Raw genomic sequence first — 17,663 nt, 5'->3', positions numbered from 1 at the left:
GGGCGGCTGTTCGCCCTCTACGTGGCGGGTTACACGCTCGGGCGGTTCTGGATCGAGGGGCTGCGCATCGACCCGGTGGGCGGGGTCGACCACGCCGTCGAGCTGTTCGGGCTGCGGATCAACCAGTACACCGCGCTCGCGCTGTTCATCGGCGCGCTCGTCTACTTCTGGGCGACCCGTAACAAGACGGGTGACGAGGTCGTCGTCTCCCCGGAGGCCGACGCGACGGCCGACGCGGACGCCGTACCGGCTTCGGGCGACGGCGGCGGGGACGACCCGGCCGACCCCGCCCACGAGGCCGACCAGGCCGACGACACCCCCGGCGACACTTCCGACGACGGGAAGCCCGACGGGTCCGACGGGTCCGACGGGTCCGACGCGGCCCCACGCGACGTCGCGGAGGAGAAGAACGCGCGATGAACGACCGCGCGGAGATCCACCACCAGCATCGCGACGTCAACGGCGGCTGGCTCAGGCCGTCGGTGTTCGGCGCGATGGACGGCCTGGTGTCCAACTTCGCGCTCATCGCCGGCGTCGCGGGCGGCACCGCCAACACCAAGGTCATCGGCCTGGCGGGCGTCGCCGGGCTGGCCGCGGGCGCGTTCTCCATGGCGGGCGGCGAGTACGTCTCCGTCGCCAGCCAGAAGGAGCTCGCCCAGGCCGAGATCCAGGTCGAGGCCCGCGAGCTGGCCCGCCACCCGGAGGACGAGCTGGCCGAGCTCGCCCAGTCCTTCACCGACCAGGGCGTCGAGCCCGCCCTGGCCACCGAGGTCGCCAGGCAGCTCTCCCGCGACCCCCGCCGGGCGCTGGAGGTCCACACTCGCAACGAGCTGGGCGTCGAGCCCGGCAAACTGCCCTCACCCGTCCTGGCCGCCGTCTCGTCGTTCGTCTCGTTCAGCGTGGGCGCGGCGCTGCCGCTGCTGCCGTACGTGTTCGGCGCGGTCGAGCTGTGGGTGCCGGCCGTCGTGTCGTGCGTGGCGCTGTTCACCGCGGGCGCCGTCGTGTCCGCCGTGACCGCGCGGAGCTGGTGGTACTCGGGGCTGCGCCAGCTCGTCGTCGGCGTGGTCGCGGCCGGGCTGACGTTCGGGCTCGGCAACCTGATCGGGGCGTCGGGGCTGTGACCGAGACCAGGGCCCGCAAGAGGCGCCGCGCCGCCCCCGCCCCCCGCCCGCCCAAGACGCCGCGCGCCGGCCGCGCTCCCCGGCCCGACTTCGAGCTCTCGCTGCTGACCCGCTGGGGGCTCCGGCCCGAACAGCAGCGGACGCTGGCCGTCATCGCGACCGTGGCCGCCGCCCTCGTGGCCGTCGCCGCACTGGTCGCCGTCATCGCCTCCCTCGGCTCCTACACGCCCCCGGCGCGCACCGGCGGCTCCGTCCCCGAACGCGACACGGCGCTGCCGCAGGTGTTCCACGGCTGGGCCTCGCCCAAGCTGTTCCAGCCGGTCGCCGACCGGGCCAAGGACCCCAAGCCGCTCACCGCCAAGGAGGTCTTCGGCCAGAAGACGCTCCCCGGAGGCAAGAAGCTCTCGCTCAAACTCGTCGCCAGCCAGGTCGACGCCGACTGCTCGGCCGCGCTGTGGGGCGCCGACCTGCTCGCCCGCGTGGCCGACGCCGGCTGCACCCAGGCCGCCCGCGGCCTCTACACCACCGCCGACGGCCGCTACGTCGGCCAGTACACGCTGCTCAACCTGCGTGACGGCGAGGCGGCCGGCGAGCTCGTCGAGGCGCTGAAGACGCTCTACCGAGGCGGCTGGACCATCCCGCTGGAGAGCACCCAGGCCGCCTACCCGGCCGGCGGCTACACCGAGGCCGGTGGCTACGCCCTCGGCCACTACGTCGGCCTCGTCTGGCTCGGCCGCGCCGACGGCGCCGAGCCCACGCCCAAGGATGACTACGTCTCGCTCGCCCTCACCCTGAGAGGCGCCGAGAAGGCCCTCTACCGGCGCGTGGTCGCCATCACCGGCCCCGGCGGGTGACAGGCGGCGACCGGGTCCCGTCGTCATGGGGATGGCGACGGGGCGCGGTTGTGTGGTGGCATGGGGCGTACGGGGGCGATGGTGTGTTGTGAAAGAACGGGGGTTGGCGTGAGGTGGGGGATCTGATGCCGGGGCGGGTCGTGATCGCGCTGGTGGTGGCCGGGGTCACGGTGCTCGGGGCGGGGGCCTGGCTGTGGCTCGGGCGCGACGCGCCCCGGCCCGCCGCCTTCCACGGGACGCCGACGTCGGCCATGTACGCGCCGGTCGACTCCCGGGCCGACGACGCCGCGCCGCTCACCACGGGCGAGCTGTTCCGCGCCGGGGCGCTCGGCGAGCTGGCCCGGGGCGAGATGGAGGAGCTGGCCGACTGCGACGACGCGCTGTGGGGTGCCGCCGCGTCCGGTTGCACGCAGGCGCTGCGGGCCACCTACACGGGCGGGGCGGTCGCCGGGCAGTTCGTCATCTTCAACCTGCCGGACGGGCGCGCGGCCGACGCCCTGGTCACGGCCCTGCACCGCGACGGGTTCGTCCGGCAGGCGGTGCCCTTCGACCCCGCGCGCAGCCGCGCCGAGGTGCGCGCCCTGGGCCATTACGTGACCGTCAGCTGGGTCGGAGCCCGGGGCACGGCCGACGCCGACCTGGTGCCGCCGCTCATCGCCCTCGACTCCCTCGGCCAGGCCATCCAGTCCCGCGTCCTCGCCGCCACTTAGTCCCTCCGGCCCGTGTGGCCCTTACGGCCTCTGCGTCCATAGGAGGCGCGCACCCATGAGCGTGCACTCGGCAGGCGCGCTGTGGGGAGGCACCTGCCACGCAAGTAGCCGGGGCCCGCTCGGCGGTGCAAGTTCCTCCGGGTGTCACCGCCTCCGGCTGGTACGCGCGCGGTAGGGGGGTGGGCCCCGTAGCGGCCCGTGGTCCTGCAGGAGCCACTGGGGCCTCCAGGCGCCCGTACCGGGGCCAGTCTGTGGCCTGCGCCGGCGTCACGGCCCCTGCGGTGGCTCGACCAGGTGGGGTCGGCGTCCCTCGGCGGTTCGCTGTGCCTGTGGCGGGTCCCGTCAGAGGGGGGTGTGGAGGAGGGTGAGGGTGGTGGCGATGTGGGTGGGGAGGGTGGTGAGGCGGTGGAGGGGGGCCTCGACCGGTGAGAGGGTGTCGGACCACGGGGCGGTCTGGCGGATGAGGGTGCGGGCCTCGTTCTTGGTGAGGGCGCCGTCCTGGGCGCGGGCGGCGGCGATGAGGCCCTCGCGCCAGGAGTTGGCGAGCTTGGCGTGCCCGTTGTCCAGGATGCGCCGCAGGAGCAGCCCCTCGGGGTCGGCGGGGAGGGGGCGGCGAGTGGCGTGCAGGACGGTGCCCGAGGTGGTGAAGTCGTAGACCGGCGCAAGGGCGGTGGGGACGGCGGGCGGGGCGGCGAGGTGGACCTCGACGTGGGCGGCGCGGGTGGCGAGGAGGAGGCGGGGGAGCGCCGCCTCCAGCCCGGCCGGGACGGCGATCGCGACGCGCTCGACGGCGGCGGCGTACGGCTTGGCGAGCCAGGTGGAGAGCTTGACCCGGGTGTGGGGCAGGGAGGCCGGCCAGTCGCCGACGAGGAGGTCGGCGGGGCCCTCGGGCTGGGCGGGGGCGTCGGCGGCGGGGGCGGACTCGACGGACTGGGGGCCCTGGGTGTAGATGGCGGTGGCGGCGCGGTCGAGGCGGGCCGCGGCGGCGGGCCGGGTGCGGGTGGTGGGCCGGAGGATGTACAGGTCGGCGGCGGACCCGATGGCTTCCGCGCCGAAATAGCGGTTGAAGTCGGGATAGATGGCCTCGTAGGCGAGGTTGAGCGCCGACAGCGCGTTCTGCACCTTGAGGGCCAGCGCCGGGGTCCGCTCGCTGGCCCCGTACGCGAGCAGGATGCGCCCGTCGTCCTTGACGCCCTCGACGGCGCGGGCGACGAACAGGCCGATGCCCTCCGGCGTGTAGGGCGGGTCGGTGATGGCCAGGTCGTGCTCGCGGGCGGAGGCGGGCAGGGTGAGGCGCAGGTCGGCCCAGCGGGTGCGGACGCCGAGGTCCTGCTCGTCGATGTAGGCCAGGATGCGGTCGTCGACGTCGGCGACCGTGACGTCCGTCTCGGGGTGCACGAGCTTGACGGCGAGCGAGGTCAGGTCGTGGTCGCCGACGCAGAGCAGGCGGGCGCCCGGCAGCCAGAAGCGGGCCCCGAGCAGCAGGGCCCGGCGCAGGATCGTGTCGGGCGTGGCGGCGACGTGGTCGAGCGTGTGGCGGGCGCGCGGCGCGCCGGCGACCAGCTCGCGCAGCCGGTCCAGCACGGCCTCGTAGTGCGGCACCAGGTGGCCGACCGGGTCCTCGGGCGGCGGCGCGACGGCCAGCAGGTCCTGGAAGGCGGGCCGGTGCGTCTCGGCCACGCGGAAGCGGTCGCCGGAGCGCTCCAGGTCCAGGACGCCGAGCAGCGACTCGATCGTCCGCCGTGAGGTCGCGGTGTGCCTGACCAGCGTGGCGAGGGTCCACCACCGGCCGTCGCAGAGCGACGCCAGCGCGTGCCTGAGCCGCCTGCCGTCGACGCCCGCCTCGGCCAGCAGCCGTTCCACCCCGTCGCGTTCCATGCGGGCAACCCTATCGAGGGGCTGCCCCGTGTCCGGCGCCACCAACCCGGCGGCACTAATCCGGCGGGGCCGTGTCCGGAATGCGGGGGAGCGGGAAGCCCCTGCTGTTCCGGGGTTTGGGACATCTCCGCTCGCATGCCGGGATGTCACGAATGTTCGCACTGTGGATGCGGTGGGCACCATTCGGGCAGCGTGCGGTAACCTCTATCCACGATATGCAGCAGGGCCAACGTCGTCCCCGCCTGTGGAGCAGTCCAAGACAGACGAAGACGACGGGAGGGATTCAATGCCTGCTGCCCACCTCGGGTTCCCCGAGCCCCAGGGCCTCTACCACCCCGCCAACGAGCACGATGCCTGCGGCGTCGCCATGGTGGCCGACGTGCACGGCCGCCGGGGGCACGGGATCGTGGTCAAGGCGCTGACGGCGCTGTGCAATCTCGATCACCGGGGGGCCAAGGGTAGCGAGCCGGACACCGGCGACGGAGCCGGCATCCTGACGCAGATCCCCGATGAGCTCTACCGCGCGGTCGTGCCGTTCGCGCTGCCGGAGGCGGGCCGCTACGCCACGGGCGTCGCGTTCCTGCCGATCGACCCCGAGGCGCGCCGGATCGCCACCGGCATGATCGAGGAGATCGCCGCCGAGGAGGGCCTGACCGTGCTCGGCTGGCGGGACGTGCCCGTCGACCGCGAGCTGCCCGGGCCGAGCGCCAGGGCGGTCATGCCGCACTTCGGCCAGCTGTTCGTGGCCGCGCCCGGCGGCGAGGCCGGGATCGAGCTGGACCGGCTGGCGTTCTGCCTGCGCAAGCGGGCCGAGCACGAGGTCGACGTCTACTTCCCCTCGCTGTCGGCCCGTACGGTCGTCTACAAGGGGATGCTCACGCCCGACCAGGTCGAGCCGTTCTTCCCCGACCTGTCGGACGAGCGTTACGCCACCGCGATCGCGCTGGTGCACTCGCGCTTCTCGACCAACACGTTCCCGAGCTGGCCGCTGGCCCACCCCTACCGCTACATCGCGCACAACGGCGAGATCAACACGGTACGGGGCAACCGCAACTGGATGCGGGCCCGCGAGGCCATGCTGGAGTCGGGGCTCATCCCCGGCGACCTGCAGCGGCTCTTCCCGATCTGCGACCCGGACGCCAGCGACACCGCCTCCTTCGACGAGGTGCTGGAGCTGCTGCACATCGGCGGGCGCAGCCTGCCGCACGCGGTGCTCATGATGATCCCGGAGGCGTGGGAGAACCACACGGAGATGGACCCGGCGCGCCGGGCCTTCTACGAGTTCCACTCCTCGATGATGGAGGCGTGGGACGGCCCGGCGTCGATCACGTTCACCGACGGCACGCTGGCCGGCGCCGTGCTCGACCGCAACGGCCTGCGTCCCGGCCGGTTCTGGGTGACCGCCGACGGCCTGGTCGTGCTCGCCTCCGAGGCGGGCGTGCTGGACTTCGCGCCGGAGGACGTGGTCCGCAAGGGCCGCCTGCAGCCCGGCCGCATGTTCCTCATCGACACCGCCCGCGGCAAGATCATCGAGGACGACGAGATCAAGGCCGAGCTCGCCGCCGCGCTGCCGTACGCCGACTGGCTGCACGCCGGGCTGGTCCGCTTCGAGGAGCTGCCCGCGCGGCAGCGGGAGATCCCCACCCACGAGGCGCTGGTCAGGAGGCAGCAGACCTTCGGCTACACCGAGGAGGAGCTGCGGATCATCCTGTCGCCGATGGCCCGCACCGGCGCCGAGCCGATCGGCTCGATGGGCACCGACACGCCCGTGGCGGTGCTGAGCGAGAAGCCCAGGCTGCTGTTCGACTACTTCACGCAGCTGTTCGCGCAGGTCACGAACCCGCCGCTGGACGCCATCCGGGAGGAGCTGGTCACCAGCCTGGCCAGCGTGCTCGGCCCCGAGGGCAACCTGCTCGACCCGGGCCCGGCCTCCTGCCGGCAGCTCGTGCTGCCCTACCCGGTGATCGACAACGACGAGCTCGCCAAGATCATCCACATCAACGACGAGCACGACCTGCCCGGGTTCCACCCGCATGTGGTCTCCGGCCTCTACCAGGTGGCGGGCGGCGGCCAGGCGCTGCTGTCGCGGCTGGAGGAGATCAAGGCCGAGGTGTCGCAGGCCATCGCCGACGGCGCCCGGATCATCGTGCTGTCCGACCGGGGCTCCTCCGACAGCCTGGCGCCGATCCCGTCGCTGCTGCTGACCGGGGCCGTGCACCACCACCTGATCCAGGAGAAGACCCGTACCAAGATCGGCCTGGTCATCGAGACCGGCGAGGCCCGCGAGTGCCACCACATGGCGCTGCTCATCGGCTACGGCGCCGGCGCGGTCAACCCGTATCTCGCGATCGAGACCGTCGAGGACCTGGTCGAGACCGGGGTGCTGGAGCTCGACAAGCGCAAGGCCGTGCGCAACCTGATCAAGGCGTACGGCAAGGGCGTCATCAAGGTCATGTCCAAGATGGGCGTGTCCACCGTGGCCTCCTACACCGGCGCGCAGATCTTCGAGGCGCTCGGGCTCAGCCGGCAGGTCATCGACTCCTGCTTCACCGGCACCACCTCGCGCCTGGGCGGCGTCGGCTTCGACGTGCTGGCCCGCGAGACGGCCGAGCGGCACCGGCACGCGTACCCGAGGGCCGCCAACGCGCACCGCAGGCTGCAGGTCGGCGGCGAGTACCAGTGGCGGCGCGAGGGCGAGCCGCACCTGTTCAACCCCGAGACCGTCTTCAAGCTGCAGCACGCCACCCGCACCCGGCGCTACGAGATCTTCAAGGAGTACACCGAGATGGTGGACTCCCAGGCCGAGCGGCTGATGACGCTGCGCGGCCTGTTCAAGCTGCGCAAGGGCAACCCGATCCCGATCGACGAGGTCGAGCCGGTCTCGGAGATCGTCAAGCGGTTCTCCACGGGCGCGATGTCGTACGGCTCGATCTCGGTCGAGGCGCACGAGACGCTCGCGATCGCGATGAACCGGCTGGGCGGCAAGTCCAACACCGGCGAGGGCGGCGAGGACCCCGAGCGCCTGTACGACGCCACGCGCCGGTCGGCGATCAAGCAGGTGGCCTCCGGCAGGTTCGGCGTCACCAGCGAGTACCTGGTCAACGCGGCCGACCTGCAGATCAAGATGGCGCAGGGCGCCAAGCCCGGCGAGGGCGGCCAGCTCCCCGGCCACAAGGTTTACCCGTGGATCGCCAAGACCCGCCACTCCACGCCCGGCGTCGGCCTCATCTCGCCGCCGCCGCACCACGACATCTACTCGATCGAGGACCTCGCCCAGCTCATCCACGACCTGAAGAACTCCAACCCGGCCGCCCGCGTGCACGTCAAGCTCGTGGCCGAGGTCGGGGTCGGCACGGTCGCGGCGGGCGTGTCCAAGGCGCACGCCGACGTGGTGCTCATCTCCGGCCACGACGGCGGCACCGGCGCCTCCCCGCTGACGAGCCTCAAGCACGCCGGCGCGCCGTGGGAGCTCGGCCTGGCCGAGACCCAGCAGACGCTGCTGCTGAACAACCTGCGCGACCGCATCGTCGTGCAGGTCGACGGCCAGCTCAAGACCGGCCGCGACGTGGTCATCGCCGCGCTGCTGGGGGCCGAGGAGTACGGGTTCGCCACCGCGCCGCTGGTCGTGTCCGGCTGCGTGATGATGCGCGTGTGCCACCTCGACACCTGCCCGGTCGGCGTCGCCACGCAGAACCCGGAGCTGCGCAAGCGCTTCGCCGGCAAGCCGGAGTTCGTGGTCAACTTCTTCGAGTTCATCGCCGAGGAGATCCGCGAGTACCTGGCAGAGCTGGGCTTCCGCTCGCTGGACGAGGCCATCGGGCACGTCGAGATGCTCGACGTGAGCGCGGCCGAGCACCACTGGAAGGCCGGCGGCCTGGACCTGTCGCCGATCCTGCACCGCCCGGAGCTGCCCGAGGGCACCCCGCTGCGGCGCACGGTCGAGCAGGACCACGGCCTGCGGCACGCGCTGGACAACACGCTCATCCAGCTCGCCGAGGGCGCGCTCAACGACGGCACCCCGGTCACGCTGGAGCTGCCGATCCGCAACGTGAACCGGACCGTCGGCACCATGCTCGGCTACCAGGTCACCAAGCGCTACGGCGGCGCCGGGCTGCCCGACAACACGATCGACATCTCCTTCACCGGGTCGGCGGGCAACTCGTTCGGCGCGTTCGTGCCGCGCGGCATCACGCTGCGGCTGACCGGCGACGCCAACGACTATCTCGGCAAGGGCCTGTCGGGCGGGCGGATCACGCTCCGGCCGCACGAGTCGGCCCCGCTGGACGGCCACATCATCGCCGGCAACGTCGCCCTGTACGGGGCCACGTCCGGCGAGGTGTTCATCCGAGGCGTCGTCGGCGAGCGGTTCTGCGTCCGCAACTCGGGCGCGACCGCGGTCGTCGAGGGCGTCGGCGACCACGGCTGCGAGTACATGACGGGCGGCCGGGCGGTCGTCCTCGGCCCCACCGGGCGCAACTTCGCGGCGGGCATGTCGGGCGGCGTCGCCTACCTGCTCGACCTGCGGCCGGAGCGCGTCAACCGGGAGATGGTGGCCGTCGAGGCGCTCACCGCCGAGGACGCCGACTTCCTCAAGGAGACGGTGGAGCAGCACTTCGCCGAGACCGGCTCCCCGGTGGCCAAGCAGCTGCTGGCCGACTGGGACGCCGCGCTCGGCAGGTTCGGCAAGATCATGCCGACCGACTACAAGCGGGTCATGCAGGCCGCCGAGGCCGCCCGCATCGAAGGCAGGGACATCGACGAGGCCGTCATGGCGGCCGCGGTCCAGGGTTAAGGAGGCGTACCGCATGGCCGACCCCAAGGGTTTCCTCACGCACGACCGCGAGCTGCCGGTGCGCCGCCCCGTGGACGTCCGCATCGGCGACTGGCAGGAGGTCTACCAGGACTTTCCGCAGGAGAAGCTGACCAAGCAGGCGTCGCGCTGCATGGACTGCGGCATCCCGTTCTGCCACAACGGCTGCCCGCTGGGCAACCTCATCCCGGAGTGGAACGACCTCGTCCACCGCACCGACTGGCGGGAGGCGATCGAGCGGCTGCACGCCACGAACAACTTCCCGGAGTTCACCGGCAGGCTCTGCCCGGCTCCGTGCGAGGCGGCGTGCGTGCTCGGCATCAACTCCGACCCGGTGACGATCAAGCGGGTCGAGGTCGAGATCATCGACCGGGCGTTCGACGAGGGCTGGGTCGTCCCGCAGCCCCCGTCGACGCGCACCGGCAAGAGGGTCGCGGTCGTCGGCTCCGGCCCGGCCGGGCTGGCCGCCGCCCAGCAGCTCACCCGCGCCGGCCACGACGTGGTGGTGTACGAGCGGGCCGACCGCATCGGCGGGCTGCTGCGCTACGGCATCCCCGAGTTCAAGATGGAGAAGCGGCACATCGACCGGCGCCTGGCCCAGATGCGGGCCGAGGGCACCGAGTTCCGCACCGGCGTGGACGTGGGCGTCGACATCATGGCCGCGGAGCTGCGCGAGCAGTACGACGCGGTGGTGCTGTCGGGCGGCGCCACGGCCTGGCGCGACCTGCCGGTGGCCGGGCGCGACCTCAAGGGCGTCTACCAGGCGATGGAGTACCTGCCGCTGTCCAACAAGGTCCAGGAGGGCGACTACGCGGTCTCGCCCGTCTCGGCCGAGGGCAAGCACGTCGTGGTGATCGGCGGCGGCGACACCGGCGCCGACTGCATCGGCACGGCGATCCGGCAGGGCGCGGCCTCCGTCACCCAGCTGGAGATCATGCCGAGGCCGCCGGCCTCGCGGCCCGGCAGCCAGCCGTGGCCGACGTTCCCCCTGCTGTTCAAGGTGGAGAGCGCGCACGAGGAACTGGCCGACGCCGGTGGCGAGCGCGTGTACGCGGTCTCCACCACCGAGTTCACCGGCGACGCCGACGGCAACGTGCGCGGGCTGCGCCTGGTCGAGGTCGAGGGCCCGCAGAACGGCTTCAAGCCGATCCCGGGCACCGAGCGGGAGATCCCCGCCGAGCTGGTCACGCTGTCGATGGGCTTCCTCGGCCCGGAGAAGGGCGCGCTGCTCCAGGACCTGGCCGAGCTGGCCGGCGACGGCTTCTACGACGCCCGCGGCAACGTCGCGCGGGACAGGACGTACATGTCCAAGGTCGACGGCGTGTTCGTGGCCGGTGACATGGGGCGCGGGCAGTCGCTGATCGTGTGGGCGATCGCCGAGGGGCGTGCCGCCGCCAGCGGTGTCGACCGCTACCTCACCGGCGAGACGGCGCTGCCGTACCCGATCCTGCCGACGGCTCGCCCGCTGGTGTAGCTCGTTCCGCGAACGCCCGTCCCCATCGGGGGCGGGCGTTCGGCGTCGAGTTGCATCACCCGGTCAGTGTCGGGAAGATGCAGTTTCTGGGGGAGTGCGGGGGATGGAGGAAATATGCGAAGAATCGCCTCCGGCTTCGCGGCCCTGGCCACGGTGACGGCGCTGGCCGGCTGCTCACCCACGGGCGCCGCCGCGGGACCCGCCACCGACTACCTCGTCTTCTACGCCGAGGGCGGGCAGGCCGGCGCGCTCGACCGCATCGGCGCCGCCGGAGGCACCGCCGTCCTCACCGAACCCAAGCTCGGGTACGTGCTCGCCCGCGCCTCCGGAGCGCGGTTCGCCGAAAGCGTCGGCGCGGACCCGGCCGTCGTCGGCGTCTCCGCCGACCGCCGCATCGGCCACGCCCCCTCGGCCGCCACCGTGAAAGGCCCTGCCAAGAAGGCATTCCCCGACGCCTCCGCCTTCACCGGCGACGGCGAGAGCGCCGGCGACCCGCTCTCCCCCCGCCAGTGGGACATGATGATGATCGGCGCCGACCGCGCCCGCGCCAAGGCCCCCGGCAGCGACAAGGTCCTCGTCGGCGTCATCGACACCGGCATCGACGGCAGCCACCCCGACATCGCCGCCAACTTCAACCGCGAGCTCAGCCGCAACTTCGTCACCGACAAGCCCGAGGACGAGAACGGCGAGACGCTCGACGGCCCCTGCGAGGCCGACGGCTGCAAGGACCCCGTCGACCGCGACGACGACGGCCACGGCACCCACGTCGCCAGCACCATCGCCTCCCCGGCCAACGGCATCGGCGTCATCGGCGTCGCCCCGCGCGTGCAGCTCGTCAACATCCGCGCCGGCCAGGACTCCGGCTTCTTCTTCCTCAAGCCCAGCCTCGACGCCCTCACCTACGCCGGCGACATCGGCGTCGACGTCGTCAACATGAGCTACTACGTCGACCCGTGGCTGTTCAACTGCCGCGACAACCCCTCCGACAGCGAGAAGGAACGCCTCGAACAGCGCGCCATCATCACCGGCATGCAGCGCGCCCTCGACTACGCCCGCGGCAAGGGCGTCACGCTGATCTCCGCGCTCGGCAACGGCTCCACCGACCTCGGCCGGCCCAAGACCGACAAGGTCAGCCCCGGCTACCCGCGCGGCGGCGAACGCGTCCGCGAGGTCGACAACTCCTGCCTCAACGTGCCCGCCGAGTCCGAAGGCGTCATCTCCGTCGCCGCCGTCGGCCCGTCGGGCCGCAAGGCCATCTACAGCGACTACGGCGTCGAGCAGGCCGACGTGGCCGCCCCCGGCGGCGACACGCTCGACGGCAAGGACGCCTCGCCCACCCGCTCCATCCTCGCCGCCGCGCCCGAGGCGATGCTGCGCGCCAAGGGCCGCATCGACAGGGACGGCAAGCCCCGCGGCACCGACGTCGTCCGCGACTGCACCCGGCGCCCCTGCTCCTACTACCAGTATCTCGACGGCACCTCCATGGCCGCGCCGCACGCCACCGGCGTCGCCGCCATCCTCATCAGCCGCTTCGGCAAGCCCGGCCCCGGCGGCCTCACGCTGGCGCCCGGCACCGTCGAGCGCTACCTGTACGAGACCGCCACGGACAAGCCCTGCCCGACGCCGCGCGCGTACGTCTACAAGGTGTACGGCGAGAGCACCACCCACGTGTGCGAGGGCGACACCGCGCACAACGGGTTCTTCGGCAGGGGCATCGTCAACGCGTGGGAGGCGGCGACCTTCGAGCCATGATCTACCGCCTCGTCGCGGAACTGGCGATGGTGGCGCACTTCGCCTTCCTCGTCTACATGGTGGTGGGCGGGTTCCTGGCCTGGCGCTGGAGGCGTACCATCTGGGTGCACCTCGCCGTCGCCGGCTGGGGGCTGCTGTCGGTCGTCACCGGCGTCGAATGCCCGCTCACCCTGGTCGAGGACTGGGGGCGGCGCAACGCCGGGCTCGCCGGGCTGCCCGCGAGCGGCTTCATCGACCACTACATCGAGGGCGTCATCTATCCGGAGGAATACACGAACTTGGCACGCCTGCTGGTCGCCGTTGCCGTCCTGTTCTCCTATGTCGGGTACGTTCTCCGTCGTCAGTGACTGCCAAGTGGTCTGTACCAATTAAGGTAGGACTCGTGACTCGTCGCGCGAAAATCGTCTGCACCCTAGGCCCCGCCACATCCTCTCCCGAACGCCTGCGCGAGCTCATCGCCGCCGGCATGGACGTGGCACGGTTCAACCTCAGCCATGGCAATCATGACATGCACAGAGAGGTCTACGACCGGGTCAGGGAGGTGGCGGCCGAACTCGGCCGCGGCGTAGGCCTGCTCGCCGACCTGCAAGGCCCCAAGATCCGCGTCGGCAGGTTCGAGGAGGGCCCGGTCCGCCTCGGCTTCGGCGACGTCTTCACCATCACCGCCGAGGACGTGCCCGGCGACCGCGACCAGGTGTCGACCACCTACAAGGGGCTGCCGGGCGACGTGCGCCCCGGCGACACCATCCTCGTCGACGACGGCCGCCTCGTCCTGGAGGCCACCCGCGTCGACGGCGAGCGGGTCATCACCCGCGTCGTCATCGGCGGCATGATCTCCGACAACAAGGGCCTCAACCTCCCCGGCATCAACGTCAGCGCCCCCGCGCTCACCGACAAGGACGAGGCCGACCTGCGCTGGGCGCTGCGCACCGGCTTCGACATGATCGCCCTGTCGTTCGTCCGCCGTCCCTCCGACGCCGACGTGGTGCGCAACATCATGGAGCAGGAGGCCGTCCGCCTCCCGCTGCTCGCCAAGATCGAGAAGCCGCAGGCCGTCGAGCGCCTCCCCGAGATCGTCGAGGCCTTCGACGGCATCATGGTCGCCCGCGGCGACCTCGGCGTCGAGCTTCCCCTGGAGCAGGTCCCGATCGTCCAGCGCCGCATCATCGAGCTGTGCCGCGAGAAGGCCCGCCCGGTCATCGTCGCCACCCAGATGCTCGACTCGATGATGAACGCGCCGCGCCCCACCCGCGCCGAGGCCTCCGACGTCGCCTACGCCGTCATGGACGGCGCCGACGCCGTCATGCTGTCCGGCGAGACCTCCGTGGGCAACTACCCGATCGAGGCGGTCTCCACCATGGACCGCATCGCCTGCGCCGCCGAGAAGTCCTCGCTGCACGCCACCCACACCCTGGAGCGCATGCCCGAGACCACCGGCGGGGCCATCGCCCGCGCCGCGGCCGAGGTCGGCGCCATCGTCGGCGCCAAGGCGCTGGTCGCCTTTACCATGTCGGGCGAGACCGCGCGCCGCCTGGCCCGCTACCGCTCCCCGATCCCGCTGCTCGCCTTCACCTCCGCCGCCCACGTGCGCGGCCAGCTCTCGCTCACCTGGGGCGTCGAGACCTTCCAGGTGCCGTTCGTGCACCACACCGACGACATGGTCCGCCAGGTCGAGGCGTCGCTGCTGTCGCTCGGCCGGCTGGAGAAGGGCGACAAGGTCGTCATCGTCGCCGGCTCGCCTCCCGGCACCCCCGGCTCCACCAACGCCCTGCGCGTCCACACCATCGGCTCCGCGGTGTCCCACACCCACTGACCGCCCGGGCCGATACGAGAAGGCGGGAAGAGCCACCGGCCCTTTCCGCCTTCATCCGTCTCGTCCCTGCTCGCCCGTGCCCGGTCGCCGGGGCTAGTTCGCGTGCAGGGCCGCGTTCAGCTCCACGCCGCCGCCCTTGCGCGGCAGCGCCTCCACCGCGCCCGACTGCGAGTTGCGGCGCAGCAGCACCCCGTCGGAGCCCGACAGCTCCATCGCCTTCACCACGCGCCCGTCGGGCAGCGTCACCCGCGTGCCCGCCGTCACGTAAAGACCGGCCTCCACCACGCAGTCGTCACCCAGCGAGATGCCCAGGCCCGCGTTGGCGCCCACCAGGCAGCGCTCGCCGACCGAGATCACCTGCTTGCCGCCGCCCGACAGCGTGCCCATGATCGACGCGCCGCCGCCCACGTCGGAGTCCGCGCCCACGACCACCCCGGCCGAGATCCGGCCCTCCACCATGGCCGTGCCCAGCGTGCCCGCGTTGAAGTTCACGAACCCCTCGTGCATCACCGTCGTGCCGCTCGCCAGGTGCGCGCCCAGCCGCACCCGGTCGGCGTCGGCGATCCGCACCCCCGAAGGAACCACGTAGTCGACCATCCTCGGGAACTTGTCCACCCCGTAGACCGTCACCACGCCCCGCGCCCGCAGCCGCAGCCGCGTCCGCTCGAACCCCTCCACGGCGCACGGCCCGAAGTTCGTCCACACCACGTTGGCGAGCTTGCCGAACACCCCCTCCAGGCTCAGCCCGTGCGGCCGCACCAGCCGGTGCGACAGCAGATGCAGCCGCAGATAGGCGTCATGCGCGTCGGCGGGCGGCTCGGACAGCTTGGCGATGCCGGTGCGCACCGCCACCACCTCGACCCCGCGCGCCTCGTCCGGGCCGACCAGCGCGGCCAGCTCGCCCGCCTCACCGGCGGGCAGCCGCTCGGTGCCGGTGACGGGCGGCTCGCCCAGCTCGGGAGCGGGGAACCAGGTGTCGAGTACGGTGCCGTCGGAGGCGACGGTGGCCAGCCCGACGCCGTACGCGCCGGTCACGGTGGGATCGATAGCAGTCACGTGCCACAAAATACCGCGATCCGCGGCCCGGCCCCGCCCCAGCGCGCCGGGCCGCGACCGCTCAGAGCGCGCCCAGATCCGCCGACAGCCAGTGCTCGGGGCGCATCCGGAACGTCACCAGCGCGTTCAGGTCCGAGCCCTCCACATAGCCCGCCACGGCCTCCGCCGGCAGATAGCGGGCCGCGATCCGGGTCAGCTGCGCCAGCGTCGTCGGCCCCTGCGCCACGACCGGCCCCTCCACCGACACGTACCGATAGGTGGGGCTCGTCCGCTGCACCAGCAACGTGAACCGGCCCGCCTTCGCGATCAGCCGGGCCTTGACCGAATCGGCCCCCGTCAGGAACTCCACCGCCCCGCCCGGCTCGTAGTCGTACCAGACCGGCACGTTCAGCGGAGCCCGCCCCGGCCCGGCGTCGACGGCCACACCCGCGATGTGCGACTCGGCCAGGAACTTCTCCCGCTCCTGCGCGCTCAACCCCACCAGACCCACCTCCACGGTCACACTCAAGATCAACCTTGGTATTCCCCGCCGTCCCCGGTCAAACGTCCCATAACCGACGTCGCTCCCGCAGTCTTTACCGATCCTTGACCCTGGACTCAGTGCTTGGGCCCCACATGCAGATCGAGCAGCGCGACCGCCTCCCGCCGGGCCACCGACAGCTCGTTGCGCTTGTTGTGGCGCCACGCCACCCCCAGCACGTCGAGCGCCCGGCCGCAGAGAGCCAGGATGTCGCGCGACTCGTTCCTGAACAGGTAGCGCGGATAGGCGTAGCAGCGCTCCCCGTGGCGCACCCGGTTGACGCCCCGGTAGCCGTCGGAGTGCATCAGCCCCCGCACGAACAGCCCGGGATGCGCGTCGACGATCTCCTGCTGCCAGCCCTCGAGCGTGATCGGACGCTGGTGCTTCAGCCCGGGCCCGTGCTGGGGGAACAGATGCGGCCAGTGCTTGGAGTAGGAGTTGACCTCGGCGCAGCCCTGCTTCGGCACGATCCGCACCTTGTTGGTGGGGCGGACGGCGCGCAGGGCGGCCACGCACTCGCGCCGGAGGCCGGGCCAGGCGTCGGCGCAGAAGATGCGCATCGACCAGACGGCCTTGGCCGGGTCGCCGGCCGGGCTGATGCAGCCGTCACCCAGGTAGAGGCCCAGCAAGTAGGCGTAGCTGCCGGCGGGGGAGGGCGAGTGGGGCGTCTCGGCGCAGCGAGGGCAGGTGCCGGTGGTCGAGAGGCCCGCGGCCGGCCGGTCGCGCCAGGCGCGGATCGTCGACCGGTTGGCTCCCGTCCGGCGGCTGACCTCGCTGACGCTGAGGCCGGAGGCGAGCATGGCCAGCGCTCGCCGACGCACGGTGAGATCGTACATGCGGAGAGTGTGGCAGCGGGGTGCGACAGAAAGCCGCAGGCAGGTGCCCCGAGTGGGATTCGAACCCACACTGAATGGATTTTGAGGCCATCGACTCTGCCGGTTGGTCTATCGGGGCGGCATATGTCCGGTTCAGTTCCCGCAGGGTATCGCCGCAGGAGAGCACCGGCGTGGATCTAATCTACCGGACATCGGTACTCTTCTGCTCGTGAGTACGCAGCGGCGAGTGGTGATCGCGGAAGACGAGGCGCTGATCCGCCTCGATCTCAAGGAGATGCTCCAGGAGGACGGCTACGTCGTCGTGGGGGAGGCCGGTGACGGGGAGCAGGCGATCCAGCTGGCCACGGACCTGCGCCCGGACCTGGTGATCCTGGACGTCAAGATGCCGGTGCTCGACGGCATCTCGGCGGCCGAGCGGATCGTGGCGGAGCGGATCGCGCCCTGCCTGATCCTCACCGCGTTCTCGCAGCGTGACCTGGTCGAGCGGGCCAGGGACGCGGGGGCGATGGCCTATCTGGTAAAGCCGTTCACCAAGGCGGACCTGGTGCCGGCGATCGAGATGGCGGTGAGCCGGCACGAGGAGATGGTGGCGCTGACCGCCGAGGTGTCGAGCCTGTCGGAGCGGCTGGAGACGCGCAAGCTGGTCGAGCGGGCCAAGGGGCAGCTGATGGCCCAGCACGGGTGGACCGAGCCGCAGGCGTTCCGGTGGATCCAGAAGGCGTCGATGGATCGCCGGTTGAGCATGCGTGAGGTTGCCCAGATCGTTATAGACGACGCGGCCGAGCGTTCGCAGTAGGGCGCATATCAGCATATTTCGCGGCATGGGTTGTGATGCGGTC

The 17,663-nt window shown here is 72.0% G+C and carries 14 protein-coding genes and 1 tRNA gene; 10 read left to right on the top strand and 5 right to left on the bottom strand.

Annotated features, from left to right (window positions below; genetic code table 11):
• The 4 genes from AB0G11_RS34920 to AB0G11_RS34905 all read left to right on the top strand — a co-directional run.
• Positions 1-420 (top strand): prolipoprotein diacylglyceryl transferase family protein (locus tag AB0G11_RS34920; RefSeq protein ID WP_357590970.1); only part of this gene is annotated, 420 nt, incomplete at its 5' end.
• Positions 417-1,121 (top strand): VIT1/CCC1 transporter family protein, encoded by a 705-nt coding sequence (locus AB0G11_RS34915; protein WP_219502463.1) that lies wholly within the window; start codon positions 417-419, stop codon positions 1,119-1,121. The genes AB0G11_RS34920 and AB0G11_RS34915, both read left to right, overlap by 4 nt.
• Positions 1,118-1,975, top strand: a complete 858-nt coding sequence (locus AB0G11_RS34910) for a hypothetical protein (protein WP_357590968.1) — start codon at positions 1,118-1,120, stop codon at positions 1,973-1,975. Before AB0G11_RS34915 ends, AB0G11_RS34910 begins: the two co-directional genes overlap by 4 nt.
• Before the next feature lie 125 nt (positions 1,976-2,100).
• Complete coding sequence (locus AB0G11_RS34905) at positions 2,101-2,685, top strand: hypothetical protein (RefSeq protein ID WP_357590967.1); 585 nt, start codon at positions 2,101-2,103, stop codon at positions 2,683-2,685.
• A gap of 342 nt (positions 2,686-3,027) precedes the next feature.
• Here the strand turns inward: AB0G11_RS34905 and AB0G11_RS34900 are convergent, their stop codons facing one another.
• The gene (locus AB0G11_RS34900) at positions 3,028-4,563 is read right to left on the bottom strand and encodes a bis-aminopropyl spermidine synthase family protein (RefSeq protein ID WP_357590965.1); all 1,536 of its coding nucleotides are present in this window, start codon (positions 4,561-4,563) and stop codon (positions 3,028-3,030) included.
• Positions 4,564-4,849: 286 nt separating this feature from the next.
• On the opposite strand from AB0G11_RS34900, the gene gltB reads away from it, so the two are divergent.
• The 5 genes from gltB (at position 4,850) to pyk (ending at position 14,412) form a co-directional block, all read left to right on the top strand.
• Complete coding sequence (gene gltB, locus AB0G11_RS34895) at positions 4,850-9,355, top strand: glutamate synthase large subunit (RefSeq protein ID WP_357590963.1); 4,506 nt, start codon at positions 4,850-4,852, stop codon at positions 9,353-9,355.
• A 13-nt stretch (positions 9,356-9,368) separates the two neighbouring features.
• Positions 9,369-10,847 (top strand): glutamate synthase subunit beta, encoded by a 1,479-nt coding sequence (locus AB0G11_RS34890; protein WP_357590961.1) that lies wholly within the window; start codon positions 9,369-9,371, stop codon positions 10,845-10,847.
• Between the two features lie 114 nt (positions 10,848-10,961).
• Entirely contained in the window at positions 10,962-12,599 is a 1,638-nt protein-coding gene (locus tag AB0G11_RS34885; RefSeq protein WP_357590959.1) for a S8 family serine peptidase, read from the top strand.
• Complete coding sequence (locus tag AB0G11_RS34880; RefSeq protein WP_219502481.1) at positions 12,596-12,946, top strand: DUF2784 domain-containing protein; 351 nt, start codon at positions 12,596-12,598, stop codon at positions 12,944-12,946. The genes AB0G11_RS34885 and AB0G11_RS34880 overlap by 4 nt, the downstream gene beginning before the upstream one ends.
• Positions 12,947-12,981: 35 nt before the next feature.
• Complete coding sequence (gene pyk / locus AB0G11_RS34875) at positions 12,982-14,412, top strand: pyruvate kinase (protein WP_219502484.1); 1,431 nt, start codon at positions 12,982-12,984, stop codon at positions 14,410-14,412.
• Positions 14,413-14,505: 93 nt separating this feature from the next.
• On the opposite strand, the gene dapD is transcribed toward pyk, so the two are convergent.
• From dapD to AB0G11_RS34855, 4 genes are all read right to left on the bottom strand, one after another.
• Positions 14,506-15,468, bottom strand: coding sequence for a 2,3,4,5-tetrahydropyridine-2,6-dicarboxylate N-succinyltransferase (gene dapD / locus AB0G11_RS34870; RefSeq protein ID WP_219502487.1), 963 nt, complete (start codon positions 15,466-15,468; stop codon positions 14,506-14,508).
• A gap of 61 nt (positions 15,469-15,529) precedes the next feature.
• On the bottom strand, positions 15,530-15,970 hold the full coding sequence (locus tag AB0G11_RS34865; protein ID WP_308125680.1) for a pyridoxamine 5'-phosphate oxidase family protein: 441 nt from the start codon (positions 15,968-15,970) through the stop codon (positions 15,530-15,532).
• A gap of 95 nt (positions 15,971-16,065) precedes the next feature.
• A complete protein-coding gene (locus AB0G11_RS34860) occupies positions 16,066-16,824 on the bottom strand; it encodes a helix-turn-helix domain-containing protein (protein ID WP_357590957.1) in 759 nt (252 codons plus the stop codon).
• Between the two features lie 44 nt (positions 16,825-16,868).
• Positions 16,869-16,942, bottom strand: a tRNA-Leu gene (locus AB0G11_RS34855).
• A 90-nt stretch (positions 16,943-17,032) separates the two neighbouring features.
• On the opposite strand from AB0G11_RS34855, the gene AB0G11_RS34850 reads away from it, so the two are divergent.
• Positions 17,033-17,620 carry a response regulator gene (locus tag AB0G11_RS34850; RefSeq protein ID WP_308125675.1) on the top strand — a complete coding sequence of 196 codons (588 nt, stop codon included), beginning with the start codon at positions 17,033-17,035 and terminating at the stop codon, positions 17,618-17,620.
• Positions 17,621-17,663 lie beyond the last annotated feature (43 nt).

The organism is Nonomuraea sp. NPDC023979 (assembly GCF_040639085.1).
GTDB lineage: Bacteria > Actinomycetota > Actinomycetes > Streptosporangiales > Streptosporangiaceae > Nonomuraea > Nonomuraea ceibae.
Note: the sequence above shows the minus strand (reverse complement) of the source record. Positions and strands in the feature narration are given on the sequence as shown.

Bases quoted from the DNA above. Each gene is read 5' to 3' on its own strand.
- AB0G11_RS34915 (WP_219502463.1), top strand. From the start codon at position 417: ATGAACGACCGCGCGGAGATCCACCACCAGCATCGCGACGTCAACGGC.
- AB0G11_RS34905 (WP_357590967.1), top strand. From the start codon at position 2,101: ATGCCGGGGCGGGTCGTGATCGCGCTGGTGGTGGCCGGGGTCACGGTG.
- AB0G11_RS34900 (WP_357590965.1), bottom strand. From the start codon at position 4,563: ATGGAACGCGACGGGGTGGAACGGCTGCTGGCCGAGGCGGGCGTCGAC.
- gltB (WP_357590963.1), top strand. From the start codon at position 4,850: ATGCCTGCTGCCCACCTCGGGTTCCCCGAGCCCCAGGGCCTCTACCAC.
- AB0G11_RS34890 (WP_357590961.1), top strand. From the start codon at position 9,369: ATGGCCGACCCCAAGGGTTTCCTCACGCACGACCGCGAGCTGCCGGTG.
- AB0G11_RS34885 (WP_357590959.1), top strand. From the start codon at position 10,962: ATGCGAAGAATCGCCTCCGGCTTCGCGGCCCTGGCCACGGTGACGGCG.
- AB0G11_RS34880 (WP_219502481.1), top strand. From the start codon at position 12,596: ATGATCTACCGCCTCGTCGCGGAACTGGCGATGGTGGCGCACTTCGCC.
- AB0G11_RS34860 (WP_357590957.1), bottom strand. From the start codon at position 16,824: ATGTACGATCTCACCGTGCGTCGGCGAGCGCTGGCCATGCTCGCCTCC.